Source organism: Psychrobacillus sp. FSL K6-4046 (assembly GCF_038624605.1).
Taxonomy (GTDB): Bacteria; Bacillota; Bacilli; order Bacillales_A; family Planococcaceae; genus Psychrobacillus.
Map to the genome: position 1 here is coordinate 2,194,636 of NZ_CP152020.1, position 25,729 is coordinate 2,220,364.

The 25,729-nt window shown below is 37.0% G+C and carries 24 protein-coding genes, 1 pseudogene and 1 riboswitch; of the genes and pseudogenes, 4 read left to right on the forward strand and 21 right to left on the reverse strand.

What is annotated here, in order from left to right; all coding sequences use genetic code 11:
• Window position 1: 1 nt before the first annotated feature.
• The 9 genes from MKY09_RS10850 to prsW all read right to left on the reverse strand — a co-directional run bounded on the left by MKY09_RS10850 (window position 2) and on the right by prsW (window position 9,206).
• Entirely contained in the window at window positions 2-1,021 is a 1,020-nt protein-coding gene (locus MKY09_RS10850; RefSeq protein WP_169359584.1) for an NAD(P)H-dependent glycerol-3-phosphate dehydrogenase, read from the reverse strand.
• A gap of 20 nt (window positions 1,022-1,041) precedes the next feature.
• Window positions 1,042-2,352 (reverse strand): ribosome biogenesis GTPase Der, encoded by a 1,311-nt coding sequence (gene der / locus MKY09_RS10855; RefSeq protein ID WP_169359585.1) that lies wholly within the window; start codon window positions 2,350-2,352, stop codon window positions 1,042-1,044.
• 120 nt (window positions 2,353-2,472) lie between these two features.
• Window positions 2,473-3,615, reverse strand: coding sequence for a 30S ribosomal protein S1 (gene rpsA / locus MKY09_RS10860; protein WP_169359586.1), 1,143 nt, complete (start codon window positions 3,613-3,615; stop codon window positions 2,473-2,475).
• Between the two features lie 276 nt (window positions 3,616-3,891).
• Complete coding sequence (locus MKY09_RS10865) at window positions 3,892-4,479, reverse strand: lysophospholipid acyltransferase family protein (protein ID WP_169359587.1); 588 nt, start codon at window positions 4,477-4,479, stop codon at window positions 3,892-3,894.
• Window positions 4,480-5,154, reverse strand: a complete 675-nt coding sequence (gene cmk, locus MKY09_RS10870; protein ID WP_205964054.1) for a (d)CMP kinase — start codon at window positions 5,152-5,154, stop codon at window positions 4,480-4,482. It abuts the gene before it with no gap.
• A 74-nt stretch (window positions 5,155-5,228) separates the two neighbouring features.
• On the reverse strand, window positions 5,229-5,876 hold the full coding sequence (locus tag MKY09_RS10875) for a flagellar brake domain-containing protein (RefSeq protein WP_340883714.1): 648 nt from the start codon (window positions 5,874-5,876) through the stop codon (window positions 5,229-5,231).
• A 71-nt stretch (window positions 5,877-5,947) separates the two neighbouring features.
• Complete coding sequence (locus MKY09_RS10880) at window positions 5,948-7,231, reverse strand: PepSY1/2 domain-containing protein (protein WP_169359589.1); 1,284 nt, start codon at window positions 7,229-7,231, stop codon at window positions 5,948-5,950.
• Window positions 7,232-7,240: 9 nt separating this feature from the next.
• On the reverse strand, window positions 7,241-7,975 hold the full coding sequence (gene sleB / locus MKY09_RS10885) for a spore cortex-lytic enzyme (RefSeq protein WP_240949706.1): 735 nt from the start codon (window positions 7,973-7,975) through the stop codon (window positions 7,241-7,243).
• Window positions 7,976-8,510: 535 nt separating this feature from the next.
• Entirely contained in the window at window positions 8,511-9,206 is a 696-nt protein-coding gene (prsW, locus tag MKY09_RS10890; RefSeq protein WP_340883716.1) for a glutamic-type intramembrane protease PrsW, read from the reverse strand.
• Between the two features lie 79 nt (window positions 9,207-9,285).
• On the opposite strand from prsW, the gene MKY09_RS10895 reads away from it, so the two are divergent.
• A complete protein-coding gene (locus MKY09_RS10895; RefSeq protein WP_251555927.1) occupies window positions 9,286-10,257 on the forward strand; it encodes an asparaginase in 972 nt (323 codons plus the stop codon).
• A 203-nt stretch (window positions 10,258-10,460) separates the two neighbouring features.
• On the opposite strand, the gene MKY09_RS10900 is transcribed toward MKY09_RS10895, so the two are convergent.
• From MKY09_RS10900 to MKY09_RS10925, 6 genes are all read right to left on the reverse strand, one after another.
• A complete protein-coding gene (locus MKY09_RS10900; RefSeq protein WP_251555930.1) occupies window positions 10,461-11,435 on the reverse strand; it encodes a YpdA family putative bacillithiol disulfide reductase in 975 nt (324 codons plus the stop codon).
• 28 nt (window positions 11,436-11,463) lie between these two features.
• On the reverse strand, window positions 11,464-12,231 hold the full coding sequence (locus MKY09_RS10905; RefSeq protein WP_342566626.1) for a metallophosphoesterase: 768 nt from the start codon (window positions 12,229-12,231) through the stop codon (window positions 11,464-11,466).
• Between the two features lie 199 nt (window positions 12,232-12,430).
• Window positions 12,431-13,063 (reverse strand): CBS domain-containing protein, encoded by a 633-nt coding sequence (locus tag MKY09_RS10910; protein WP_169359595.1) that lies wholly within the window; start codon window positions 13,061-13,063, stop codon window positions 12,431-12,433.
• Between the two features lie 73 nt (window positions 13,064-13,136).
• Entirely contained in the window at window positions 13,137-13,763 is a 627-nt protein-coding gene (locus MKY09_RS10915; RefSeq protein ID WP_169359596.1) for a LysM peptidoglycan-binding domain-containing protein, read from the reverse strand.
• Between the two features lie 76 nt (window positions 13,764-13,839).
• Window positions 13,840-15,246 (reverse strand): RecQ family ATP-dependent DNA helicase, encoded by a 1,407-nt coding sequence (locus tag MKY09_RS10920; protein ID WP_251555937.1) that lies wholly within the window; start codon window positions 15,244-15,246, stop codon window positions 13,840-13,842.
• A 2-nt stretch (window positions 15,247-15,248) separates the two neighbouring features.
• Window positions 15,249-16,217 carry a helix-turn-helix domain-containing protein gene (locus MKY09_RS10925; RefSeq protein WP_342566627.1) on the reverse strand — a complete coding sequence of 323 codons (969 nt, stop codon included), beginning with the start codon at window positions 16,215-16,217 and terminating at the stop codon, window positions 15,249-15,251.
• A 171-nt stretch (window positions 16,218-16,388) separates the two neighbouring features.
• Between MKY09_RS10925 and MKY09_RS10930 the strand changes: the two genes are divergently transcribed.
• Entirely contained in the window at window positions 16,389-16,637 is a 249-nt protein-coding gene (locus MKY09_RS10930; RefSeq protein ID WP_342560675.1) for a ferredoxin, read from the forward strand.
• 94 nt (window positions 16,638-16,731) lie between these two features.
• Here the strand turns inward: MKY09_RS10930 and MKY09_RS10935 are convergent, their stop codons facing one another.
• Window positions 16,732-17,325, reverse strand: coding sequence for an ECF transporter S component (locus MKY09_RS10935; RefSeq protein WP_342560674.1), 594 nt, complete (start codon window positions 17,323-17,325; stop codon window positions 16,732-16,734).
• 156 nt (window positions 17,326-17,481) lie between these two features.
• Window positions 17,482-17,616: riboswitch (FMN riboswitch) on the reverse strand.
• 448 nt (window positions 17,617-18,064) lie between these two features.
• Between MKY09_RS10935 and MKY09_RS10940 the strand changes: the two genes are divergently transcribed.
• A complete protein-coding gene (locus MKY09_RS10940) occupies window positions 18,065-18,352 on the forward strand; it encodes a transposase (RefSeq protein ID WP_342566628.1) in 288 nt (95 codons plus the stop codon).
• Entirely contained in the window at window positions 18,349-19,236 is an 888-nt protein-coding gene (locus MKY09_RS10945) for an IS3 family transposase (RefSeq protein ID WP_340883316.1), read from the forward strand. Before MKY09_RS10940 ends, MKY09_RS10945 begins: the two co-directional genes overlap by 4 nt.
• 864 nt (window positions 19,237-20,100) lie before the next feature.
• Here the strand turns inward: MKY09_RS10945 and MKY09_RS10950 are convergent.
• The 5 genes and pseudogenes from MKY09_RS10950 to ccsB all read right to left on the reverse strand — a co-directional run bounded on the left by MKY09_RS10950 (window position 20,101) and on the right by ccsB (window position 25,729).
• Entirely contained in the window at window positions 20,101-21,357 is a 1,257-nt protein-coding gene (locus MKY09_RS10950) for a hypothetical protein (RefSeq protein WP_342566629.1), read from the reverse strand.
• A pseudogene (sigX, locus tag MKY09_RS10955) lies at window positions 21,350-21,892 on the reverse strand (RNA polymerase sigma factor SigX); the annotation flags it as partial. The gene MKY09_RS10950 and the pseudogene sigX, both read right to left, overlap by 8 nt.
• A 49-nt stretch (window positions 21,893-21,941) precedes the next feature.
• Window positions 21,942-23,720, reverse strand: a complete 1,779-nt coding sequence (locus tag MKY09_RS10960; RefSeq protein ID WP_340883723.1) for an ATP-binding protein — start codon at window positions 23,718-23,720, stop codon at window positions 21,942-21,944.
• Window positions 23,713-24,429, reverse strand: a complete 717-nt coding sequence (locus MKY09_RS10965) for a response regulator transcription factor (protein ID WP_169361303.1) — start codon at window positions 24,427-24,429, stop codon at window positions 23,713-23,715. The genes MKY09_RS10960 and MKY09_RS10965 overlap by 8 nt, the downstream gene beginning before the upstream one ends.
• 115 nt (window positions 24,430-24,544) lie before the next feature.
• Window positions 24,545-25,729 carry a c-type cytochrome biogenesis protein CcsB gene (gene ccsB, locus MKY09_RS10970; RefSeq protein ID WP_169361304.1) on the reverse strand — a complete coding sequence of 395 codons (1,185 nt, stop codon included), beginning with the start codon at window positions 25,727-25,729 and terminating at the stop codon, window positions 24,545-24,547.

Genomic DNA, 25,729 nt, shown 5'->3' on the forward strand with positions numbered 1-25,729 from the left:
TTTAAAACGTCTTATAATCTTCCAGTTCATTCTTCTTTGTACGATGCATTAGGGAATCAACTGCTTGTTTTGGATGTACCTGCTCAAACAGAACAGAATGTAATGCAGCGGTAATAGGCATATCAATAGATTGCTTCTGTGCAAGCTGAAACGCTGCTTTTGTCGTCCTAACGCCTTCCACTATCATACCTACTTCTTCTAGCACCTCATCTAAGCTAGAGCCTTTACCGAGTAGGTTACCGGCTCTCCAGTTACGGGAATGTACACTTGTACACGTTGCTATTAAATCACCCATTCCTGTCAGACCAGAGAAAGTGTACGGCTTGGCACCTAGACTTATACCAAGTCTTGAGATTTCAGCTAAACCTCTAGTTATAAGTGCAGCTTTAGCATTATCACCATAACCAAGCCCATCTACAATACCAGCGGCCAATGCGATGACATTTTTTAAGGCAGCCCCTATTTCTACTCCAATGACATCATCATTAGTATAGACACGGAAGTAATTATTCATAAATAGATCTTGTACTTTTTCTGCAGCCATCATATTATCACTAGCCACCGTAATCGTAGTTGGATGCTGTAAAACTACTTCCTCGGCGTGGCTAGGGCCAGATAATACTACAATACCCTCTACCATAGATTCAGGAACTTCCTCAGCAATCATCTCTGATATTCGCTTTAAGGAATCAGGTTCGATTCCTTTCGAAACATGCACTAAAAGCTTTTTGTTTTCCATCAGCTTTACAATATCCTGACAAACTTCTCTAATTGCCTTTGTAGGTACTGCTAAAACAATAATAGATGCATGCTCTATTGCTTGAGTTAAATCGCTTGTAGCTTTAAGATTTTCAGGCAGTATCGTATCCGGCAAGTATTTTTTATTGGTATGATTCTGGTTTATTTCCTCGGTTTGAGTTTCTCTGTGTGACCAGAGAAGGCAATCATGAGAATTATGCGCAAGAACCATCGCTAAAGCTGTTCCCCAACTACCTGCTCCAAGAACGGTTACATTTGTCATCTTTAAGCCCCCTTTGCTAATTATGTTCTAGCACGAGTAATAATTCTTATAGGCGTGCCTTCAAAATCGAATGATTCACGAATGCGATTTTCTAAAAATCTCTCATAAGAGAAGTGCATTAATTCCGGTTCATTAACAAATACAACAAAAGTAGGCGGTTTAATGGCCACTTGAGTAGCATAGTAAATACGCAATCTTTTCCCTTTATCTGTTGGAGCAGGGTTTCTTGCTACTGCATCTTCTACTACCTCGTTTAGAACGGAAGATGTAACGCGCATTGCATGGTTTTCACTTACTTGATTGATAACTGGGAATAAAGAATTTACACGTTGTTTTGTTTTTGCTGATACAAATACGATTGGTGCATAATCTAAAAATTGGAAATGCTCACGAATCTTTTTAGTCATTTCACTCATCGTCTTATCATTTTTTTCAATGGCATCCCATTTATTCATCACAATAATAACTGCTTTACCGCCTTCATGAGCGTAACCAGCGATTTTCTTATCCTGCTCTTGAATGCCTTCTTCTGCATTTAGAACAACTAAAACAACGTCTGAGCGTTCAATTGCCTTTAATGCACGAAGTACAGAATACTTTTCAGTTGTCTCATACACTTTACCCTTTTTACGCATACCAGCAGTATCAATCATTACATAATCTTGATCATCGAATGAGTACTCTGTATCGATAGCATCTCTTGTAGTTCCCGCAATTTCACTTACGATGACTCGCTCGTGCCCTAAGAATGCATTGATTAAAGATGATTTCCCTACATTTGGACGTCCGATAAGAGAAAACTTAATAACCTCTTCACCGTATTCCTGTTCATCCATATCTGGGAAGTTTTTAGCGACTTCATCGAGCAAATCTCCTAGACCTAGACCATGTGAACCTGAAATAGGGTATGGTTCGCCTAATCCTAGGGCATAAAAGTCGAAAATCATTTCGCGCATATCTGGATTATCAATTTTATTGACCGCCAATACAACCGGCTTCTTTGTTTTATAAAGTATTTTAGCAACGTATTCATCTGCTGCTGTCACACCCTCACGACCATTTGTTAGGAAGATGATTACATCTGCCTCATCCATAGCGATTTCAGCCTGTTGTTTGATTTGCTCTAGAAATGGCTCGTCGCTCAATTCAATTCCACCTGTATCAATGATGTTGAATTCATGTGTAAGCCAATCTGCTGAGCTATATATACGATCACGCGTTACACCTGGGATATCTTCCACAATGGATACACGTTCTCCTACAATTCGATTAAATATAGTCGATTTACCTACATTAGGTCTACCAACAATTGCTACTACTGGTTTTGTCATTAATATTACATCCTTCCAAACTTCGTCTAAACTGTATTATACAACAAAACAATAAAAGCAGGCGACTTTATTGAAGTCACCTGCTTGAATAAGTTAAGATTATGACGAAATTAGCTATTATTATTTGTTAGTAAAGTCTTTTAAACGATCGCCTAGAACATCGCTAATAGAAAAACCTTTGGATTCTTCAGGCATTTGATAATCAGCTAAATTGAACTCATCTTCGTTCTTCACTAGCTCTTTAATACTTAGAGATAAACGTTTTTCTTTACTGTTTACATCTAAAACTTTTACCTCTACCTCTTGACCTTCTTTCAGTACTTCCTGAGGAGTCCCGATATGCTGATGAGCAATTTGAGATATGTGAACTAAGCCTTCAACCCCAGGGAAAACTTCAACAAAGGCACCGTAAGATACTAGTCGTCTAACTTTCCCAGTTAGAACAGATCCTTTTGTAGCCTTGTCTTCCAGATCAGACCATGGTCCAGGTAACGTATCTTTAATAGATAAAGAAATTCTTTCTGCATCTCGATCTATAGACAATACTTTTACCTTAACTTCTTGTCCCTCTTTTAACACATCAGATATGTTATCTAAGTGCTCGTGGGATACTTGAGAAATATGAACAAGTCCATCCACGCCTCCAATATCTACAAAAGCACCAAAAGAAGCTAGTCTTTGGACTGTACCTGGAACAATGTCCCCAGGTTTAATGTTATCTAACGTTTTGTTTTTATTTACTGATTTTTCATCCTCAACTACTGCTTTATGAGAAAGAATTAATCGGTTTTTGTCTTTTTCTAATTCAACGATTTTAAAAGTCAAAACTCGCCCTTTATAATCTTCAAATGATTCTACAAAATAATCTTCTATTAAAGAAGCAGGTATGAATCCACGGACACCCAAATCTACAACTAGTCCGCCTTTAACAACCTCTTTAACTTCTGTTTCAATAACTTCCCCAGATTGAAACTGTTTTTCTAACGTTTCCCATGCTTTTTCAGCATCGACTTTTCGTTTGGAAAGAACGTAGTTAGATTCTTCTACCTTAGTAATCATGAGTTCAAGTTCATCGCCGATGGAAACGGAGTCGGATGCTTTTTCAATATGCAGGCTAGAAAGCTCGCTAATTGGAACTATACCATCGAAAGGTGCACCTTCAATTGATACAATTATTGATTTCTCATCTACTTGTGCAACCGTCGCTTTAACCAGATCTCCTTCTTTAAACTCTTGCGTGTTTAAGTTCATTTCTTCTGACATATGATATTCCTCCTTCACAACGTCTCTTCTCTATTTTATGCGAACTTTCTCAGAAATACAAAAAGAAGCACTTTTGAAATAGAAATTCCCATCCACTTAATCATTTTGCTTCGCTATCAAACTAAAAAACTGGATAAAAACAAGAGAATATTAAAAGCTAGTGACATATATGCTAGTTTATAAAAATAGTTGATTTTCTCTCTCCGTAGGATGATTGAGAGTCCGCCACACTGTAGCCATTAAAGATGTGTTAAGAACAGATTAAAGTATTTAAAATCATTTAGTTTTATATTGGTCTAGTATTTTACCGATGTGTTCCATAATAACTTCTGTAACTTCATCTGCAGAAGCTCTTCTTTCTCTGTACGGCTCCATATCTATAACTTCTCCAAAAACTATTTTTAAACGTCTAAAAGGTTTATATGGCCCAATAATTGCACATGGCACTACGTTTGCATTTCCTCTAAGGGCAAAAAAACCAGCACCACTAAAACCTTTTCCTAGCTTTCCATCCTTACTTCTTGTTCCTTCTGGAAAAAGACCTACAACCTCTCCTTCTTTTAAAAGCTTTAACGCTTTTCGAAGCGCATCACGGTCGCTCATTCCTCTTTTTACTGGGAATGCTCTTACGCCCGGTAGTAAACTTTTTAATACAGGTATTCTAAAAAGCTCTTCCTTTGCCATGAAGTTAACAGGTCGTGGTGCGTTAATCCCAACGACAGGAGGATCTAAATTTTCTATATGGTTTGAGCATAGTAAAATCCCTCCCTCTTTTGGGAAATTTTCAGCCCCTATTACTTCAAATCTATATATTGGTTTTAACGCTGCAAAAACAATTGTTTTCGCAAAGGAATACAGTTCCAATTAAACCATCCTTTCTTTTGCCAACTGCATAATCTTATTAGAAACTTCATGAATCGTAAGAGATGTGGTATCAATGAAAATAGCGTCTTTTGCTTTGATGAGAGGAGATGCTTCTCTCTCGCTATCCAATTTATCTCTTAATGCTATATCATGAATTAATTCTTCTAAGCTTGTATGAATTCCTCTTTTTTCGTTTTCTAGAAATCTTCTGTTTGCTCTTTCTTCAACACTTGCAGACATAAATATTTTAAGTTCAGCATTTGTAAGGACGTGTGTTCCAATATCTCGTCCATCCATTACCACTCCGCCAGATTTACCCATCTCAATCTGTCTTTTCACCATTTCTTCTCTTAAATCAGCATGTGCTGCTACAACTGATACGTTCGAAGTGACTTCTTTTGAACGTATTTGGTCCGTTACTTCCACGTTATCTAAAAACACAAGTTGTCCTTTAGAAGATGGCTTAAGCTCAATAGAGGTATCTTTTAGAAGCTCAGTTAGTTTGCTTCCATCTTGCAAATTTATGTTAAGTTGAAGTGCTTTATACGTAATTGCTCGGTACATTGCTCCTGTATCCACATATGTATAACCTAATAATTCAGCCGTCTGCTTCGCTATCGTACTTTTACCCGCCGCTGCTGGACCGTCAATCGCTATTTGAATTTGTTTCATCATTTTATCCTCCACTCTATTTGCCTATATTTTATCACAGAATAATACGAAAAAAAAAAGCCTGTAAATACAGACTTTTAACTTAGTCCTTTTTTTCGCATAAGCAACTGTCTTTCAAAGCAAAAACGAACGATTTGTTGCCTGTCCAAATCATCTGTATTCGTAAATTGTAAAGACGCAATTTTTAACGATTCTCTCTCCCAGATGCGTATGACTAAAGCAGTAGTAAATACATATCTCATTTCTCCATTATTAAAAGATAATGGAATAATTAAAGATACCTCATCTCCACCACTAAATTTCACTTCCTCATTTAGAATGATGGCTACCCCACCCGCACTTATGTCATCAGTTACCGATTGATATTTTTCATCTCCAAATTGAATAGCAATATCAATTGGTGATACAACTCTTACAAAATTACGACGCTGTATTTTCATAAAGTCTTCCGTGTCAGGATAAGACAGTCTTATCATTGGAATTTGTCCTAACTTTCTTCCTAACACTTCTGTTGGAAAAGCAAAGACAGATTTCGTTTCTTCTATAAACGTGGCACGTAACTGAGTACCTTCCATCATGACAACGGTTTTGTTGGTAATAGTATCTATAGGATAATCTACATATATAAAATGATCATCCATATCTACTACTTTACAACGATATTTCTCAGCCTTCTCTGTGAAAGTTGGCTCAACTATTAAATTTGTTCCTAGTTTAATTTGCATAATTTTTACCCTCTTAAATGTCATATTAATTTTATTATGACATTTAAAGAGGGAGAATTCTATATATTATTTTAAGGTAATTTTTCTGAATGCAGAATCTCATGTGATTCTGTATCAATATACACTCTATATGTTCCAATGTCTTCGCTTCGAGTTAGTAACTCATATGCTAGACGCTGCTGTAATTGATCATTCTCAACGTAAGCCATTTTTGCTTCTTCTATTTTTAAATTATCAGCGAATATGGTTTTATAATCTAAAGGAATTACTTTTTGTTTAGCTATTTTTTCCTCTTGAATGTACTCCATTGCATTTAAGCCTAGTAATTCTCCATTGTCTTTTGCAATTTTTAATTGTAATCCATCTGCATAAACGATTGCATCATTTTCTGCGTCCTTCCGAGCAAACGCTAAATGCCACCCAATGTGGTTTTCACGGAATTCTATAAGCTCCGTATCTGTATACCCTAACTTTTTCATATAATCCAAAGCATTTTTCTTCATGCTTTCCGTATCAATAGTATTTTTATCAAAAGGTCTTTCCATTAGAAAGGATAATAAATGGCCTCCCTTTTTTGTAAAATCAGCGTAACCAATACGAATGTCTTTATGAAATTCAATATGGTAGAAGGGATATGGAGCATCCTTTCCACTTTCTGTAACATAAATTTTGGCATCCGCTAGTTCTGGAAAAATCTTTGCAAACTTTGCTTTTACATCCTCTACGCTTACTGGTTTATCCGAAATATGTTGTAAGTCTTTTTTCTTCTGTTGATCGGTTTCACTTGCTGTCATTGGAAAATCGCTTTCCGTATACGCTTTTACAGATGCTCCAAGGGATTTCCAATTCTTTTCGTTTTCTTTATTAACTTTATTTTGTACAAAGGAACTAACAATGTAATCTTTGTTTCCATCGTTTCTATTTGTGAATGCCCATTGGTCGGCTAAGCTCCTTAAATTTTCACGTGCACTTACCATATTTCCTTGCCACTCTTCGATTGGTACTTTTCCTGTTCTAACTTGAGTAGCTCCATTACCTATTCTCGTTAAATAGTTCAACCAGCTTGAGGAAGTTTCCTGATCTATAGGTAGCCCTGAAATAGATGCTCGAATATCTGAAGACAGTCTCCATACATCCTCCAGCGGACGATCTAATGACTCTTTATCTTTAAATATCAATGTTTCATCAATGGAATCACTTAATTCAGTCAGTTTTTCGGAGGCAGAATTTAATTCATTCGAATATTGACTTGCTAAAGCATTCTTAAGGTTGGTGTTTTGTTCTTGTACTGAAAAATGATAAACAACAAATACGGCAAGAGCAGCTATAGCGATTACCCATCCAAATTTTTTCATATAGTCTCCTTATGAGCAAAAAATATGCTGTCCAATTTTTTTGATATGTGGTCTTGACCAGATCCACTTACTAGTAGCAGTTTCAGGATTGAAATAGTAAATTGCGTTTTCTGAAGGATCCCATCCATTTAATGCGTCTAGTACTGCTTCTTTAGCTCGCTCGTTCGGCTCTAGCCAAATTTGTCCATCAGCTACTGCAGTGAATGCTAAAGGTTGGAAGATCACTTCACTAATAGTATTTGGAAAGTCCGGGTGTTCTACTCGATTAAGGATTACCGCTGCAACGGCTACTTGCCCTTCATACGGCTCCCCTCGTGATTCTCCATAAACTGCGTTAGCAATCAGCTTTAAATCTTTTTCACTATACTTCGGTGGTAGCTGCATATTTGTACTTTCAGGTTTTTTATTATTCGCTTGTTGGTTCTGGTTTGTATTTCCATGTACTGAGAAACGATTACCCTTATTGATTTGATCATGTACATATTCTTTGTCAAACTTTGTAGCCTTCACTAGCTTGTCCTTAGTTCCTTGTCCTAAAAGACCATCCACTGGCAAACCAAATGCTTCTTGGAAGTTTCGAAGAGCCCAATACGTGCCATAACCAAATTTACCGTCAATTTCCCCGGTGTAATAGCCTATGTATTGTAATCTGGCTTGTAATTCAATTACATCGTCTCCAAATGCTCCACGCTGAACAGTTTGCTCGGAGAACGCTTGAGTAGTTTGCTCTTGAGTTAAGAACATATAGCTAGCTGTAAAAAAGATTACGCCAATAAGAACATATTTTAGCTGTTTCATAAGTCATCTCTCCTTTTTAACTAGCTTGGTTAAACAGGAGTGATTTATACATGATAACTTTCATGAAAACAGAAATTAAAAAGTAAAAACTTTGTTAAAGTTATTGGTTGATTTTGACTAACAATTCTTTTTAATAGTGAATGTAAACATTAAAAAAGGAACATTTTGTTTATGCGAGTATATTGTTTCGATTTATAGATGCTAAAGCTGTTCCCATTTATTGATTGTAGCTCCAGACGGCGACATAAGCAGGGATGAGGGAGACAGATAAGACATCACAACCACGCGCGTAAGCGATGGGTGATGGCTTATCGTTCACCCCGCGGAAAGCGTCCGGCTGGGGCGGAAATCAATTCTACTCTCTGATTTAAAAATTTCTTTGCATTATAAATCAACCCAACCCTTTAACATATCCAAAGTAAATTACCATACAAAAAAGTCATGACCTATTTATTTAGTCATGACTTCTATCTTCTTAAAGTTAGGTAGGATCTTCCCTAATAAAATATTCGTGTTTTTCAAATCTAGTTCTCCGAGATAAAATATGAGCTTGCTTTACTTTCGACAAGCCAAAAACCCATAAGAATAACATAAACGGGACCATCAGCAATATCTCTAACCCTGTGAAAGTCAGTATGCTATTATAGATAATGTGTAGAAAGAGTGGGGCGATTAAAGCAAAGAAAAGTTCAAGCCTTATTTTTTTTATAGAGGTAAACTTAGCTCTACCTATATAATATCCCATAACTACACCAAATAATGCATGACTCGAAACAGGTAACAAAGCTCTTAAAAAAGCCTCTCCCATTCCGTAGTTCAAAAGATATAAGATATTTTCTACGGTTGCAAATCCTAAAGAAACACTCGCACCATAGAGAATTCCATCATATGGGTCATCAAACTCAACATGCTTATATAAGGCCACTATTATTATTAGCCATTTAAAAAATTCCTCTAATGTACTTGTCACGAGGACATTCCGAAAAAAAAGAGAAGTAAACAAATGCTCCTCGTTTAATACGTGCTGGATAAACATAATTGGGAATGTTAATATAGCACCATAAATAAATGTATGTAACAAAAGCCTTGAAGGTTCTTCGGCAATTTCTCTACGAAGATAGAAATAACTTAAAAGCGCAAGAGCCGGTGCAATCGCACAGGAAAGTAGTACGAACATGATCTTACTCCTTCCATTTTACTATTTATATTATACATTAATTTCTTCTCATTTTGTTAAATTTCTGGAGGTTATATCAATGAAAAATATCTTACTTATCCATACCGGCGGAACTATTTCAATGCAGGTAAATGCAGAAACTGGTGCAGTAGTACCTTCAGATAGCAATCCATTACTGGTAGAAGCAGAGAAATTAAATAGCCTAGCACATATTATTGAGCTGGAAATATTCAATCTTCCTTCCCCACATATAACTCCCTTTGAGATGTTCCGTATAAAAGAATTAATTGATCAATATATCGTTAAAGGTGAAATTGATGGAGTGGTAATCACTCACGGTACAGATACTTTAGAGGAAACTGCATATTTTTTAGATTTAACGATTGGACCAGCCATTCCTATCGTGCTTACTGGGGCAATGAGATCTGCTAATGAAATAGGATCAGATGGCTTATATAATTTAGTGTCAGCTATCCAAGTCGCTTCATCTGATGATGCAGTTGGAAAAGGTGTTTTAGTTGTATTAAATGATGAAATACATACTGCGGTAAATGTTACGAAAACACATGCCAGCAACGTTAGCACATTTCAAAGTCCGCAATATGGTCCTATCGGATTTATCTCTAAGTCTATTGTATATTTTCATCACACACCTAATCATCAGCCTGTTTTTCCAATTCAACAGATTAACAAGAAGGTTGCTTTGTTTAAAGTCTATGCAGGGATGGAAGCAGATCTCCTAGAAGCAGCAGTAAATGTTGGATATGATGGGATAGTTTTAGAAGGATTGGGCCAAGGCAATGTACCACCTAGCCTAGTACCAGCAATTCAGGATTTATTGAGTAAGGACATCCCTATTGTTCTTGTATCGAGGTGCTTTAATGGAATTGCCCAAGACGTTTACGGTTATATGGGTGGCGGGAAAGGTTTAAAGGAGATAGGAGTCATTTTTGCTCAAGGTTTAAACGGTCAAAAAGCTAGACTAGCTTTACTAATCGCCTTAAATCATCCAGATCCAAAACAAGCCCTCCTTAGTATATTTACTAGGTAAGATAAAAAGTCTGTGATAATTCAATAGGTACAAGCTTAATAAGCGCTGGAGCTATGTACCCCCGTGAACAGAGCTAATAAAAGCTCTCAAAAAAACAAATACCTCGAGAGATTTTTCTCTTGAGGTATTAAAAAAAATAGTCCTGTAAATTGGTAAGCTATAGTAAAGAAATTAATTCACTTTCATTTGAAAAGAAGAAAAGTCTATACGCTTTCTTCTTTTCTTTTAATTTCTTTAGCTATCAGCTCACCATGGAAGCGACCGTTTTCTATAAAAATTTCGTTAGCATTATTTCCTGCTGCTATTACTCCCGCAATAAAAATACCCTCCACATTTGTTTCCATGGTTTCTGGATTATGCGATGGTCTTCCACTTTCGTTATCAATGGCTACTCCCATTTTTTCTAAAAAAGAATGGTCAGGATGATAGCCCGTCATAGCAAAAACAAAATCATTTTCAATGTCAAACTCGCCCTCTGTTCCTTTTAATGTTACTTTGTTTTCTTCAATAGATAAGACCTCAGTATTAAAGTGCATTTGGATTTCGTTATTTCTTACACATCCCTCGAACTCTGGTAAAACCCATGGCTTAATGCTTGAAGAGTATTGTCCCCTGCGATATACCACTGTAACATTTGCTCCTGCTTTATTTAGCTCAAGAGCAGCATCGATTGCTGAGTTTTTACCTCCAATTACTAAAACATCTTGGGAGAAGTATGGATGTCCTTCTTTAAAGTAGTGAAATACCTTCGGGAGATCCTCTCCGGGTATTCCCATGTAATTAGGATGGTCGTAATAACCTGTAGCTACAATGACGCTCTTAGCTTTGTAAGAACCCTTAGAGGTAGTTACTTGAAAATAATCGGTAGACCTTTCAACACGTTCCACTTGCTCATATTTGTTAACTTGAATATCTTTACGTTTCACTACCTCACGATAATAAACCAAAGCCTGGTTTCTTTTTGGTTTTCTTTCTTCTACGATAAAAGGTACATCTCCAATGGAGAGCTTTTCACTCGTACTAAAAAAAGTTTGATGAGTAGGATAGTTGAAGATAGCATTCACCACATTTCCTTTCTCAATAACGAGCGTTTCTAATCCCATTTCTTGAGTAGAAATTGCTGCTGATAGTCCACAAGGACCCCCTCCAATTACCACTACATCTAAAACTTGTTCCACGTATAAAACTTCCTTTCTTACTATATGTCTATCTCTCCATGTTATGAAGGGTTATGATATGACACTCAGATTTAGCCCCTAAGCGCAGTGGCACTCCGGTAGTACCAAATCCATTACTTATTAATTCTGCGCGATTTTCTTTTAATCGGTAGGAGCCTTTTTCGTATATACCAATAGGTCCTATACGAATTTGTCCGCCATGGAAATGCCCAGCTAGCATTAGCCGAGGCTTACTTACCTTAAGAGCAGAATGGAAAAATGCCGGTGCATGACTAACGAATATGATAATATCCTTTTCTTCCACCAGATTAAATGCATCTGCAATACTTACTTTCCCTACAAATCCATCATTTATCCCTACTAAGCGAATAGGTATCTTTCCTTCGGAGATCGTGACAGAAGTGTTATTTAATATTTGAATGTCTAGCTCTTGAAATATAGAAACTAAGTTAGATTCGCCTACTTCACGATCATTATTTCCAAATACATAATAAACAGGACCAAGCTTTTTTAACTGTTCTAAATTGAACTTTGTCCTCATCAAAGGTACACCCTTTTCTGTCAGGTCCCCTCCTATTATTACTAAATCTACCTTTCCAATGATGGAATGGATTAATGTATCATCTATTTTCCTGCGATGTATATCAGAAATAAATAATATATTCAATTGTGTCGCTTTTGGCATTTCTTTCACAAGTAGATGATGTTCTTTTACATTCGTTTGAAATGCTAGAAAAAGCATGTAAAGGAAGAGAATGATACCTGCAATAACAATGGTGATTCCTATCGATAACACTTATTATATTCCCCCTAAACCAAATAAGAAAAGCGAAAGCTCCTATACCTTACCCGTAAATCATATCAAAAGTGTAGAGTAGCCCTTAAGCTACTATATTCCTATTTGACCACGAGGTTCAAGGCAAAGCCAAACTATTCCCTAATCCTCTTCCAAGCAAAAAGACAGGGAATGACCCCTGCCTTTGAACCGATTTATATTACTCATCCTTGTCTATATGTAACACCCGGAAGCCTGACTTTTCTAGGTCATGGATAATACGATCTAATTTCTGTTCGTTATCAATCTTAAGAACGATTCGACGCACAAGCTTGTCAGTTTCATCAAAAGTAACTAAGGATATTACTGAAGTATGATACTTGTGAAGAATATCAGACACTTTCAAAATTCTTCCTTCTGATTCCACCGAAGTAAAGGCAATTCGTGTTCCCTTCGTATTCATTCCAAAGGCACTCTTAAATTGATGTATCGTATCGTATCGAGTGACAAGACCTAAAAATTTCTCATCCTCTACTACTGCAAGGATTGGAAAATCATATAATTTCATAAACGCTTGCTCGAATACATCACTTGTTTTGACAAAGGTATCTTCCCTAGTCACTACATCTGACACTTTTGTCTGTTTTAAAAACGTTTCTTTATCTGTATCACTGTAAAAATACGCCTTATATAACAGATACTTATTGAACATCCCCAAGTATTTTCCAGACTCAATAATTGGTAGGGCATCAATATCCTTAGCTTCCAGTTCATTTAAAGCATCCAATACGGAAGATTCTCCACTAATCGTTAAGCATTTTTCCTTCGGGATCATAACACTTTTTACAAACATGCAAACACCTCTTTCTCTATAGGTCTATACTTATATATTCTATAAAAAGGTTATTTATCCTGCCATCTGTACATTATGGCAGGATTAATTTTTGTCCTTCATAAATTTCATTCGAAGCTAGACCATTTGCAGCTTTAATTTTTTCAACTGCTTCTGGATTTTTATAGTAGTTCATTGCTATTCGGTATAAAGTCTCGTTTCCTTTAACAATATGCGTTTTAGCCTCGGTTTTTGGCTTTTCAACTTTTTCTTCCTTCTTAGGTTCTGCCTGCACTGGTGCTTTCGGTTCTTCCTTTTCTACAGGTGCAGGTGCTACTGCAGGAGTTGATTGAGCAACCTCAGTGGACTCTTCTGGCTTTGTTTCTTCTATTTTTTCTGTTTGAACTGGTTGTTCGGTAACCTCTTCATCTTTCTCATCTGTCTCATTTGAATTAGAGATTGGTTTTGTTTCCACTTCAATTCTAGCCTCTTCGGTCGTCGTCTCTTCTTTATCAGGCACATAGATAAACTGGACGTAGAGTAAAAAACTTGCTGGCAATAATATAAAAATAGCAAATAAGGTTGGTAAAAGAAGGTTCTTTTTCTTTTTCTTCTTACCAGTAGCATTTCTTCTGCTTCTTCTCAATTCTGATGATTCATTTTCTACCCCAATGGATTGTCTATGCTCTTCTATTTTTTTTTGATAATCATCTTTACTCATTTTTTCAAACTCCATTCTTCCACTTATCTACTACTATTATGACGAATTTTGTTGAAAATGTAAATGTTGTTAAGAGCTATAAGAGACTATTTAATCTACTTTTCCAGTCAAGTTTAGTAGTATTAACAGTGGTTTTTTCGTGTAGCTGAAATATTTCCTGAAGATTTAGAGTACATTTTGAACAACAATTTTTGGGCTTCCTTGTTAACCTTTGACCAAAATGTGCTAATAATTGTTCCCTTATACAAACCTCATTCTGTAAAAGGGTGTACAAATCTTGTATTTCTCTCCACTTTTTTTGTCGTATACGTTGAAAAAGATTAATGGTTTCTTGTTGGGATAGCTCCTTTTTCCAGTAATCTAGTATTCTTTGTGTCGTTTCTGATAAAACTACCTGATTACTTTTCCGATAAGCAATTTCAATATCCTGTTCCTCTGGAAATTCTTGCATGGCTACAAAATAGGCTTGTTCTACATCAGACTGCATATAAAGAATCGTCGCAATCGACTGTTTCCCGTCCCTCGCAGCCCTCCCTACCTCTTGCATATAGTTAGCGATAGAGGTTGGTATATGATCATGAATAATTTGCCTAATGTTATCCTTATGTATTCCCATACCAAATGCGTTCGTGGCGCAAATCCAATCTAGATGTCCTTGCTGGAATTGCTGCTGGATAAGAATACGATCCTCTTGATCCATTTTCGAGTGATAATAAGCAACCTTTACTCCCTTTTTTTGAAGCTCCTGAGCATAAAATTGTGTTTTCTTTCTAGACTGGCTATAGATAATCCCAGGACCAGTTGTGTTAGTAACTCTATTTATGATCCAGGCCAGCTTTTCTTTTTGGTTTTCTACCTGATAGGATTCATAGGCAATATAAGGTCGATCTAATGAATGGATATATTCAAATGGCTCTTTCATTAATAATGTATGTTCAATGTCCTTTATCACTTCGTTGGTAGCAGTAGCAGTTAAAGCCAGCACGTTCACATGTCGGAATGCCTGAAGCGATTTAGAAATTCTTAAATAGTCTGGTCTAAAATCAAACCCCCATTGAGAAATACAATGCGCTTCGTCTGCTACTATAAACGCAATTGAAATACTAGAAAGCCTTTGTTGAAAATACTCGTTTTGCAACATTTCTGGTGAAGTAAATATAAATTTGTATGTTTGTAAGCGAGATAATGCTTCTTCTCTTTGTTCAAAGGATAAAAAGGAATTGATCGCCACCACTCGTTTTTCACCTAGCATTTTAAGCTGCTCCACTTGGTCCTGCATTAAGGAGAGTAATGGGGAAATAACTAGAACTGCTCCATCCATTAAATAGGCGGGCAATTGGAATAATAATGATTTCCCCATTCCCGTCGGCAAAATAGCTACAACGTCGTTTCCCGACAGTACTCGTTCTATAATTTCTCGTTGCCCTTCTCGAAATTCTGCATAACCGAATCGAGTCTGAAGTATGTGCTGAAGCTGATCCATTTTCATACACTCCTTTCAAGAGCTAGAGCTAATCTAATTTGAAAATAACTTAGTTCTGGTAAACTATCTCGGATTATTTTCAATTTTTTCGTTTTATTTTTAGTTGAGATCATCAAAACTCGCTGTATATCCTCTTCTGAAATAATAGTTGAAAGAGACATACCTTTATTAGCAGAGGCGATTTCTATTAAATGATCTTCTATCGTATTTACTTTAAGAGATCTAATAGAGGCGATTTCTTGTAAAGAATAGCCTTGTGTTAAGAGCTGTTCTGTCTTTAAGGCAGATTGGGTCAAAGGATTATGTACAAAAATATCTTGTGCTAATTGGGTTAAATCAGGATGGTCTACTTCATTTACGTTAGTTAAAATAATGTGTAGTGCTTCTACAAATTGAAGCTTCATGTCTGTAACTGATGACTCGTATACCGTAGCCAGCTGATCCCACGTCAATCCACTTATTTGATATCCACTCAGTCTATAGATAAGCAACGTCCGATGAATGTCCCCTAGACTTGGATGCAATAACAGGTGTTCAAGTTGACTTTTAAAGCTTTGCTGAAACTTGTCGGATTTATAATCTCTTTCTCTTAAATAGCTTTTGACGAATTGGTGAACAAAATAATCCTTCTGGTTTGGTATAAATCTTGATTCATGGTTCTTAAAGTGGGATAGAGTTTGCACGACTAATTCTAGTCTTCCCCAAAAAACTTTTTCATTTCCTCTTAATAGCCATCCATTAAATAACGGATTTTTATAACCCTTTAGCTGAGCTTCCCCTTTGTCACTGACTCTTAGCAGAGTATCCTGCTGCTCAATCCAGCTGTATTCATAGAGCTTAGATAGCTCCTCTTCATACTCTTCCTTTGTGAGTTTTGGATAAATAGAGAAATATTGATGCAAACTAAAATAAGTCACATCTTGTATCGTTTGACCTGATTTTTTTCCTTTTAATAAGTAAAAAGAAGCCATTGCTGACCGCTCTCCATTAAAACTTTGTATGATATTTAGTAATAGTTGGCTAAAATACAAGTTAAATACCTCGCAGTTTAAAAGTATTTTTGTTGAAAAGTAATGAAAACAGCTTTAGAATGAATAAGATAGCTAATTCGTATAAGTAGAATTAAAGGAGAGAATATACTAATGGCAAAATACACTATAGTAGATAAAGATACATGTATCGCATGTGGAGCTTGTGGAGCAGCTGCTCCAGATATATATGACTATGACGATGAAGGTATTGCGTTTGTTATTTTAGATGATAACATGGGGACAACAGAAGTTCCAGAGGAATTGATGGAGGATATGGAAGACGCATTTGAAGGCTGTCCTACAGATTCCATTAAAGTTTCAGAAGAATCATTTGAAGGCGACCCACTTAAATTCGAATAGTATAATAAAGCCAAGAATATGAGCAACTCATGTTCTTGGCCTTTTTGTTTTTTATAGACAAGATTACAAGCAAGCTTAAGTAATCTAAAATTTATTAAATAGGCTTTGGTACTTTAAACGATTTACTAACCTTATCTAGCAATGGCTTCATTCGTTTAAATAAAACGATCATGACGATAGTCACTAGAATACCTTTTATAAGGTTGAACGGTAAAATACCTAAAATAATTGAATTAAATAAAGCTGTTCCTGTTTCTGCAGGGAAATTTAAAAAGTACGAATACATTGGTAAGAAAACATAATAGTTTAACAAGCTCATACCAAGTGCCATACAAAGAGTCCCAACACCTAAACCGTAAGCAATCCCTTTAGAAGATGTTACTTTACGATAAATAATATAAACAGGTGTTATAAACAAGATACTTGTTGCAAAGTTAGCCATATGACCAACTGGAACGCCTGTAGGACTTCCTGAGAATAACCAATCCAAAACGTTTTTCATAAGGGCTACAAGTACCCCTGCAACTGGTCCCATAGTAATTGCAGCAATTAAAGCTGGAATATCACTAAAGTCAATTTTCAAATAAGCTGGTAAAACTGGTAACGGAAATGCAAGCAGCATTAATACGAAAGAAATACTACTCAGCATAGCGATTGCAATAAGCATTCGCGTCTTACTTTTTGCCATAAATCCTCTCTCCTTTTGCGATTCACTCCACAAGAAGAAAGGTTCAGCTTGTTATCCATACTCAAAAAATCCCTTAAGCATTAAGTTAGCTTAAAGGAGAAAAAGGTACACTTAAATAAGCGTATCCGTATAAGAGCATACGAAAAACAGCTGCACCTTCACCTTCTCCCATCCAGACTATACTGTCGGCTTTGGAATTTAACCAAATCCTGCCATTAACGGCTCGCGGGCTCAAGAAAAAAATCTTCTACTACCGCCGATCGGGAATTTCACCCTGCCCCGAAGATGAATCAATATTTTGTTGTCCTTCAAGAATATCTTGAATTACAATCATTTTATCAAACTATATTAATATATGCAATACAACTGTTTTACTTTAAGCAAATTATTGATGCCATGGAAAGTGGGAACCAATTATTGAGTTTGGGAAGGGTCACCTGGATATAATAGAGGTATTTGTGCGTTGGAATTCATGCTACCGGTGATATTTTTCCGGGAACGGTGATAAATGCCTCACGAGCGGTGATAAATCTTCACGAACGGTTATAAATGCCTCACGAACGGTGATAAAAGGCATTTTTCTTTGACTCTTTTAAAATTGTGCTACATAAAATTAATGAAGTGTCTTCAAAATAGCATCTTCGCACCTTAATATCAAAAAGCGTAGAGATAGTATAAAAAGTGGACACGTTAAAACACGACCCTCATACTTATAGAAAATAAAGGGAGCGTGTTTATTATGACAAGGACAAGTAGAGAAATGCGTGATTATCTGGTGAAATTGGTAATCGAAGATGGAAGAAAGGCAACCGAATTAGGATATGAACATGGGATCAAGCCGCAAAGAATTCGTGCCTGGGTAAGGGCCTACAACAAGAAGCAGGAGCTTTCAAATAATGAACAGCTCATCTCTTCTACAGAACTGAAAAGACGCATAGCAGAGCTAGAGAAGAACGAAAAAGAACTGAAGGAGGAAAATGAAATCTTAAAAAAGGCCATGCATGTCTTCGCCAAAGGCCACACGTGATATTTACGTTCATAGAGGAACATCAAAATGAGTTTCGCGTGGTGAAGATGTCTGAAGTTTTAAAGGTTTCAACTAGTGGTTATTACAAATGGTTGAGAGAAAAAGAGAAACGGAACAGAATTCAAGAGGAAAAAGAAGAAATCAACCAACTGATCCGAACCAGCTTCATTGAAAGTCATGGAACTTATGGCAGCCCGCGAATCGCAAAAGATTTGGAGGCGCAAGGTGTTCACGTGTGTGAGCGGACAATAGGGAAACGAATGAACGAGATGGGACTCCGTGCGACATCAGCGACCCCTTACGTGGTGACGACGGATTCCAATCACCAACATCCTATCTATCCAAATCTGCTTGAACGCAAATTCTTGGCGGAAGCACCTAATACCGTATGGGTAACAGATATAACGTATATCTGGACTATACAGGGGTGGTTATATTTGGCGAGCGTGATGGACCTTTTTTCACGAAAAATTATTGGCTGGAGTATTAGAGACAATATGAAAAAAGAATTACCCTTCGAAGCCCTCCAACAGGCAATTATGATAAGGGACCCAGGGGAAGGACTAATCCATCACTCGGACCGTGGATCGCAATATTGTTCGCAGGATTATACCGGGTTATTGACCGAAAGAGAAATGAAGGGCAGCATGAGTCGCAAGGGAGATCCTTATGACAATGCCTGTATCGAGTCGTTCCATGCGACGATCAAGAAAGAGTTGATCTACCGCCATAAATGGGAGACGCGTGAGCAAGCAATCAAAGCGGTTGGGCATTATATTGACCAATTCTATAATACGAGAAGAAGGCATTCCACGTTGGGTTATGTGAGTCCTGTAGACTTTGAACAAGCGTTCAATAAAAGTTGTCTTTTGGCTGCAGGGTGAGAAAATCAGAGATGGTGGAAATAGGATAGGTATGGTTGTGACCTATCCTGTTTTCACCATCCCAGCAAGCGACAGCGCGGTAGTGGAAGAAAAAAAGTTGTGAATTAATTTGTCTACTTTCTTTACAGAAGACCAAGCGGCACCTTAACCATCCAATTGTGCTACATAAAATAAACGAAGTGGCACCTAAATAGCGTCTACGCACCTTAATATCGAAAAGCGGCACCTTAACCACTCCAAAGCGCTCCTAAACCATCCAATTGTGCTACATAAAATAAAGAAAGTGGCACCTAAATAGCATCTACGCACCTAATATCAAAAAGCGGCACCTTAACCACTCCAAAGCGCTCCTAAACCATCCAATTGTGCTACATAAAATAAACGAAGTGGCACCTAAATAGCGTCTACGCACCTTAATATCAAAAAGCGTTACCTTAACTACTCCAAAGCGCTCCTAAACCATGCAGTCGTGCTACATAAAATTAAGAAAGTGGCACCTTAATAGCATTTACGCACCTTAATATCAAAAAGCGGCACCTTAACTACTCCAAAGCGCTCCTAAACCATGCAGTCGTGCTACATAAAATTAATGAAGTGTCTTCAAAATAGCATCTACGCACCTAAATTTCAAAAAGTGGCACCTAAACCATCCAATTGTGCTACATAAAATAAACGAAGTGGCACCTAAATAGCATCTACGCACCTAAGATTAAAAAGTATCACCTAATACCCTCCATAACCCCCCTAACCGCTTGTAAAACGCTAAATAAAGGTAACCCTTCCCCCTGACACCCAAGTACGCAAAATACCCTTACTCTTACACAACAAAAAAATCGACCTACCAGTAGGTCGACTCAGACTATATTATTTAATATCGCTCCTCATGTAACCATTAGGCCCCATAGGAATTGGTAAAGTGTTTGTCAAATCAAACCGATCCCATATTTTTTGCTCGACATTTTCTAATCGAACGGTTTTATCGAAGCTTGCAGCAGTTAACGTAAATGCTTCAATCATTAGAATAGAATCATCGAATTCCAGTGTTGCCAAATCTAAAGTTTCTTCAAAGGTTATGACCACAGTGTTGCCTTCTTCTGTTACTTCGTAATTAACACCTTTAGGCACTACAGTTGTAAAATAATCATTTACTGATTTTTGCATTTCTGTAAAAGGGGCTTCAGTGGATACACCCTTAGGAACAAGGAATGTCAGTCCGTTGCTCATGGTTTGCTTGTAATATACTTGTTTTTTATTTCCGTTTACCAAGTTCTCTTTACCCATAACGCCTACCTGATCCCAATTAATAGGTGTTCCATCTTCATTTAATCGCTCCAAATAGGTATAATCGTTGAATATATAACTGATTGTATTATCATAAACAGCTGTAGTAGCAGAAGCTTCGTCATATCCATGACCTTTAGGTAAATAATGTTGTAGTGTATCTCCTACAGAAACAAAATGACCTTGAAAAGGTAGATAATCGTTAAAGCCTAAAGCAACTTCATCGATAGCACTTGCATACTGCTCATATAACTGAAGACTATTTGGCCATCCGTCAGGAAAATCTTCATTGATTTTCCCTTTAGAAATAATGATTGTAATTGGGTATGCATAAGCCTCTTTTGTTAATGAAAAATGAAATGCAACGCCATCGTTTAAATCATCCTCATATACCGTCCTTGCACTATTAAATGGTTGAATAGGTAATGATTCACTTTCAACAGCTAGAGAATTGAATGATTCATCCTTATTCTCTATTTCCGCTTCTTCCGTCGTTTTCATGTCTTTCTCCATTTTCGACTCAGAGGCTGGATTAACATCCATCGTTCTCATTGTATCAGCTTGTTCATCAGCTTTATGCTGTGAAGCAGATTCTTCATTACTCGTCTCCAAGTAAGAAGAGACCAGGAGCGTCAACAATAAAACAGCAGCAATAGAAACTACAAGTGGCATCCATCTTGAAAACGGTTTGTTGTTACGCTTGATAACATCTATGTTGGCAGACTTCATTTCTGATTGAACACGATTATACACTTCATCCTTCGAGCGATTATCTGTAAAGATGGGCATGTTGCTTAAGAGCTTTTCTAAATCATCATTCTGTTTTTCGTTATTACTCATGTTGAACATTACCCTCCTTCTTTTGACTAGATAATTTTTCTCGAAGCGCTTTAATCGCTCGATGCTGGGTTGTTTTCACTTTTCCCTCGGTCCAAGATAGTATTTGTGCAGTTTCTGAGATAGAAAGCTCTTGGAAGTATCGCATAATAACCACCATTTTCTGGTCACCTGTGCAAGTGTCTAATGCTAAGAGGAGGGCCTTCATCTCATCATTTAAAACAGCGAAATCCTCTGGTAACATATCCTTTGACGCAAGCTGCGTAGATTCCCAGTCAAATGCATCAAACATCTTTTTCTTTCTAACTGTGTGCTTTCGAAAATGATCGATAGCCACATTTTTAGCAATCGAAAATAACCATGTTTTTTCAGAGCTTTTACCTTCAAATTTACTATAGGCTCTTAGAACACGAACGTACACTTCTTGGACCAAGTCTTCCGCAGTCTGTCTATTTTTCACTAAATAGATCAGAAACTGAAAAACGTCTTGATGATAGCTATCATACAAGCGGTGGAAAACGGAGTCATTCATATGGCTCCCCCCGTTCTTTCAATTAGTCGTTTCATCTCCCGTTTTGTTACATTAACTAAAAGGGTAATCGAACAATAAATGTTGTACCTACCCCAACCGTACTCTCTGCAGAGAGGTAACCATCATGTCTCTCTACAATATTTTTGGCAATAGCAAGACCCAGACCTGTTCCAGCCTTCCCTCTGGTTCTAGCTTTATCGGCTTTATAAAAACGTTCAAAAATATAAGGAAGATCCTCTTCTGGAATTCCTACTCCGGTGTCTGATACCTTAATAATAATTTGGTTTTCTAAAGTACTTAAATGAACAGTCACAGAACCTGCTTCTGGTGTATGTCTTAAAGCATTGTCGATAAGATTCGTTAACACTTGCTCCATTCGATCCTCGTCTATTTCTATCTCTAACGGTTGACCTGATGGAATGTGCTGTTCAAAGTTCAAACGAACGTTACTCTCTTTAGCAGCTTGATCAAATTTCTGTGTTATTCTTTCAATAGTTGGAACTATCTCTACGTTTTCCTTATATATACTCAAATACCCTGATTCTAATCTTGCTAAATCCAGTAATTCTGTTACTAATCTTCCCATTCGTTTCGATTCATCATAAATGACTCGTATCATTTCATTTTTATCTTCTTCAGTAGTTACAATTTCATCAATAATGGCTTCACTGTAGCCTTGAAGCATTGAAATCGGTGTTCTCAGCTCATGGGACACATTTGCTATAAAGTCAGAACGCATTTTGTCTAAACGATGTTGCTCAGTCATATTACGCAGCACCACCACAGCTCCACGAACATATTCGTTGCTGTATAGAAGACTAATGGAGACAGAGAAATACTCTCCTCGAATTTCTAGTTCCTCATCCAACTCTTCTTCTATCTCTAATACATGTTCTAAAAGATGACGCAGCTCATTTGGTAGCTCAGAATCATCCAATTGGTTGTTTTCAGCTTGCCATTTTGTAAGAAGTTGTTCTGCTTGTGGATTGCTGACTTGTACATGGAAATCCTTATTGATAGTAATAACAGCATCTGTCATAGACGTTAAAATGCTAGCCAGTTGTTCTTTTTCTTGATTGATTACCTCTACATGGTGCTTTAACTGTTTCCCCATCCGATTAAATGCAGATCCTAGCTCTCCTATCTCATCTCGCTGTGTATAGGGTACCTTCGTTTCAAAGTTCCCTTTAGCTAGCTCTAATGCAGCCTCACGCATAGAACGTAAAGGAGAAGTAATTCTTGAAGAAAGGAAAAACGTAAAAAGAGTAGTAAGCAGTAAAGCAATAAAACCAGATAAGAACACAATTCTTGTCGTGTTGTTTGAAGTTTTACTTACTACCTCTAAGCTTTGATAAATAAAAACAGCGCCGTGTGTTTGTATTTCAGACTCTAATGGAAAGGCTAGAATAAGATAATTTTCCATTAAGTTATCTTCACTCATGGAAGGCATTAGCATCTTTCTTATAATCGTCTTATCAGTAGTATAAATTTGGGAAAGCTGGTCATCGTCTAAAATCTTGTCTTTAATTACCTCTTTGTTTAAGCCATCATGAATGGAAAGGAACACAGATTGCGCATCGTCTACAATTAATGCATTTGTTTCTGTTCCTAATATATCACTAATGATAGAAATGGATTCTTCTACATTATCATGCTGTTCTACGATTTTTCCGATGGTTGCAGCTTCCTGCCTCAAGGTTTCTTCTGCTTGCTCTGTATGGAAATCTTCTAAAAACTCTAACATAAGGACAGTAATTATAAACAACACAAATAAGACGAGAAGCAATATGGTTCCCCATAGCTTCCCGACAACACTATTCCAAATCCTATTCATTTCCTACCTCGAACTTGTAGCCAACTCCCCATACAGTAACAATCATTTTTGCAGCTTTTTCGGATACTCTATTTAGCTTTTCACGTAATCTCTTCACATGCGTATCAACTGTACGTAAATCTCCAAAGAAGTCATAATGCCAAACTTCCTTCAAAAGCTGTTCTCGGTCAAATACCTTATCTGGCGCCTTAGCAAGGAAATATAGCAATTCATATTCTTTAGGTGTAAGACTAACTTCTTCCCCGTCAGCAGTCACTCGATGTGCATCGTGGTCAATTGTTAGATGTGGAAAAACAACTACATCCTTGGATATCGACACAGATTGGGAAGGAGAAAAAGCAGTAGATCTTTTTAAAAGTGCTTTTACACGAAGTACCACTTCTCTAGGACTAAATGGTTTTACGATATAATCATCTGCTCCAAGTTCAAATCCCTCTACTCGGTTGGCCTCTTCCCCTTTAGCAGTAAGAAGAATAACTGGAGTATCTTTATGTTCACGAAGCTCTGTAATCACTTCGATTCCGTCTTTTTCAGGCATCATAATATCTAATAGTATACAATTATATTCATTTTCTAAAGCGAGCTGAAGAGCAATTTGTCCATTTTCTGCTTCTTCTACTACATAACCTTCTCTTTCTAAATACATTTTTAATAATCGACGGATACGTTCTTCGTCATCTACTACTAAAAGTTTTATCATTTCTGACATTACATATCATACCCTTCTATCAACATCTATCTTATATTGTACAATTACTTATCATAAAAGAAAAGAAAAGCTCTCCATTCTGTTGAATGAAGAGCTTTTTAGCACTACTTTTGACTTACGCGTAAGAGTGAAGCCCAGCAATAATTAAGTTTACCGCAATTAGGTTGAACATAATGATGATAAATCCTATTAAAGCTAACCAAGCAGATTTTTCGCCTTGCCAACCTTTTGTTAATCTTAAATGTAAGAAAACAGCATAGAATAACCAAGTAATAAGTGCCCAAACCTCTTTTGGATCCCAACCCCAGAAACGAGACCAAGCTTCATGTGCCCAGATCATCGCAAAGATTAGTGCTCCTAATGTAAATACCGGGAAACCGATTAATACTGCACGGTAACCAATTTCGTCCATAAGCTGCGAATTCGCTTTTTTAGTTAATGGCTGAAGAACTAAAGAAATACGTTTGCGTAATATTAAACGTAACAGTCCGTATAGCACTGTACCAAATAGAAGAGACCATACAACTGTAGTCAACTTTTTACCGTTAACTAATGGAGGAACTTCCACCAATGGCTCCATCGCTCCATCAGTAATTGCTTCGGATTCATTCATCCCAAATAAAGCAGGCTTGTTATACTCGATATCGTGCGGATTACCTTCCTTATCGATATAGGAATATTCTGCTGAATAATCTGCAACAGAGAAGGTAACTGTTGATACAACAAATCCTAAAACTAGTACTAAAACGTACATAGTAGCTTCCATCCAAAAACGTTGTTTAGATGGCTTTGTTAGGTCAATATTCTTCAATAAAAAGATCAAACCTGCTACTGCACTAATTGCTAAAATAGCTTCTCCAAGAGCAGCCGTAATAACATGGATCGTTAACCAGTGACTTTTTAACGCTGGTATTAAAGGAGTGATATCTTTTGGGAACATACTTGCATAAGCAATAATTAGTACTGCTATTGGAAGTGCAAACAACCCAAGAGCAGGGGTTTTGTATATAAAGTAAATTAATATAAATGCTCCTACTACGAGCATTCCAAACGCAGTTGTAAACTCAAATAAGTTACTTACTGGTGCATGTCCTGCTGCAATCCAACGAGTAATAAAATACCCTAAGTTTGCTACAAAACCAATAACTGTCACGCTGATTGCTAAAGTACCCCATCGTTTATATGATTTTCTAGCTGAAGCGGCAGAAGATTTGACTGCTCCACCAAATAGGAACGTAGCAACCAAATAAGCAACAAACGCAACAAACAATAAAGTCTCACTTACAGAAACCATTGTCAT

Coding starts and splice junctions, on each gene's coding strand:
- MKY09_RS10935 (WP_342560674.1), bottom strand. CDS start 17,325: ATGGCAAAAAGTAAGACGCGAATGCTTATTGCAATCGCTATGCTGAGT.
- ccsB (WP_169361304.1), bottom strand. CDS start 25,729: ATGACAATGGTTTCTGTAAGTGAGACTTTATTGTTTGTTGCGTTTGTT.
- MKY09_RS10875 (WP_340883714.1), bottom strand. CDS start 5,876: ATGCAAATTAAACTAGGAACAAATTTAATAGTTGAGCCAACTTTCACA.
- MKY09_RS10850 (WP_169359584.1), bottom strand. CDS start 1,021: ATGACAAATGTAACCGTTCTTGGAGCAGGTAGTTGGGGAACAGCTTTA.
- cmk (WP_205964054.1), bottom strand. CDS start 5,154: ATGATGAAACAAATTCAAATAGCGATTGACGGTCCAGCAGCGGCGGGT.
- der (WP_169359585.1), bottom strand. CDS start 2,352: ATGACAAAACCAGTAGTAGCAATTGTTGGTAGACCTAATGTAGGTAAA.
- MKY09_RS10965 (WP_169361303.1), bottom strand. CDS start 24,429: ATGTCAGAAATGATAAAACTTTTAGTAGTAGATGACGAAGAACGTATC.
- MKY09_RS10910 (WP_169359595.1), bottom strand. CDS start 13,063: ATGTTTGTAAAAAGTGTTATGATCCCGAAGGAAAAATGCTTAACGATT.
- MKY09_RS10960 (WP_340883723.1), bottom strand. CDS start 23,720: ATGAATAGGATTTGGAATAGTGTTGTCGGGAAGCTATGGGGAACCATA.
- MKY09_RS10925 (WP_342566627.1), bottom strand. CDS start 16,217: ATGGCTTCTTTTTACTTATTAAAAGGAAAAAAATCAGGTCAAACGATA.
- MKY09_RS10880 (WP_169359589.1), bottom strand. CDS start 7,231: ATGAAAAAATTTGGATGGGTAATCGCTATAGCTGCTCTTGCCGTATTT.
- MKY09_RS10895 (WP_251555927.1), top strand. CDS start 9,286: ATGAAAAATATCTTACTTATCCATACCGGCGGAACTATTTCAATGCAG.
- MKY09_RS10930 (WP_342560675.1), top strand. CDS start 16,389: ATGGCAAAATACACTATAGTAGATAAAGATACATGTATCGCATGTGGA.
- MKY09_RS10920 (WP_251555937.1), bottom strand. CDS start 15,246: ATGGATCAGCTTCAGCACATACTTCAGACTCGATTCGGTTATGCAGAA.
- prsW (WP_340883716.1), bottom strand. CDS start 9,206: ATGTTCGTACTACTTTCCTGTGCGATTGCACCGGCTCTTGCGCTTTTA.
- rpsA (WP_169359586.1), bottom strand. CDS start 3,615: ATGTCAGAAGAAATGAACTTAAACACGCAAGAGTTTAAAGAAGGAGAT.
- MKY09_RS10950 (WP_342566629.1), bottom strand. CDS start 21,357: ATGAGTAATAACGAAAAACAGAATGATGATTTAGAAAAGCTCTTAAGC.
- sleB (WP_240949706.1), bottom strand. CDS start 7,975: ATGTTCTTAACTCAAGAGCAAACTACTCAAGCGTTCTCCGAGCAAACT.
- MKY09_RS10915 (WP_169359596.1), bottom strand. CDS start 13,763: ATGAGTAAAGATGATTATCAAAAAAAAATAGAAGAGCATAGACAATCC.
- MKY09_RS10940 (WP_342566628.1), top strand. CDS start 18,065: ATGACAAGGACAAGTAGAGAAATGCGTGATTATCTGGTGAAATTGGTA.